An 819-nucleotide genomic window follows, 5' to 3' on the forward strand; every position below is an offset into this window, starting at 1 on the left:
TGAGGTTCCCCTCGTAGCGTGGAGCCGTGACAGCAGGGGAAGTTGAGTGTCATGGCGGAGAAGCGTCGGAAGTTCACGGCGGAGTTTCGTGAGGGGGCGGTACGCATCGTGACGGAGACCGGGAAGCCGGTCCCCGAGGTCGCGGAGGACCTGGGGATCAACGAGACGACCCTGGCGAGCTGGGTCTCGCGGGCGAAGCGGGCCGAGAAAAGCACGCCGGAGGACCAGGACGCGTTGATCGCCCGGCTTGCGGCGGAGAACGCGGCGCTGAAGAAGGAGAACAAGGAGCTGGGGATGGAGCGCGATGTTCTCAAACGCTGCATGGTCTTGTGGGTGAAGTAGCTGCGGCGGACCCGGCCGCCGTGGCCGGGGCGATCAGCGACAACAGGACCGAGCACAACATCCCGCACACTGTCTCGTGCCGCGCCCTGGGCGTGAGCGAGTCATGGTTCTACAAATGGCGCGGCCGGCGGCCCACCGGGCGTGAGGTGCGCAGGCAGCGGCTGGCCGACGAGATCAGGGAGATCTTCACCGAGTCCGGCGGCACCTACGGATCACCGAAGATCTTCATCCTGCTGGTCCGCAGGGGCTGGCGCATCTCGGTGAACACCGTCGCGAAGCTGATGGCCGAACTCGGCCTCGTCGCCCGGGTGGTGAGGCGCCGGAGCGGGCTGACCAGGCCGGGCAAGCGGCCGGCCGCGCCGGACTTCGTCAAGCGGGACTTCACCGCCGAGGAACCCGACCTTGTCTGGGTGGGCGACATGACGGAGATCGTCACCGAGGAGGGCAAGCTCTACCTCGCCACGGTCATCGACCTGT

2 protein-coding genes are annotated in these 819 nt (G+C 67.3%); both read left to right on the forward strand.

Translation table 11 applies throughout. The features are described from left to right. Nucleotides 1-51 precede the first annotated feature (51 nt). Nucleotides 52-342 (forward strand): transposase, encoded by a 291-nt coding sequence (locus tag P1P70_RS45255; protein WP_319248402.1) that lies wholly within the window; start codon nt 52-54, stop codon nt 340-342. Then, the coding region (locus P1P70_RS45260) for an IS3 family transposase (protein ID WP_319248404.1) at nt 330-819 on the forward strand (490 nt) is incomplete at its 3' end. The genes P1P70_RS45255 and P1P70_RS45260, both read left to right, overlap by 13 nt.

Source organism: Streptomyces sp. MB09-02B, assembly GCF_033794485.1.
GTDB lineage: Bacteria > Actinomycetota > Actinomycetes > Streptomycetales > Streptomycetaceae > Streptomyces.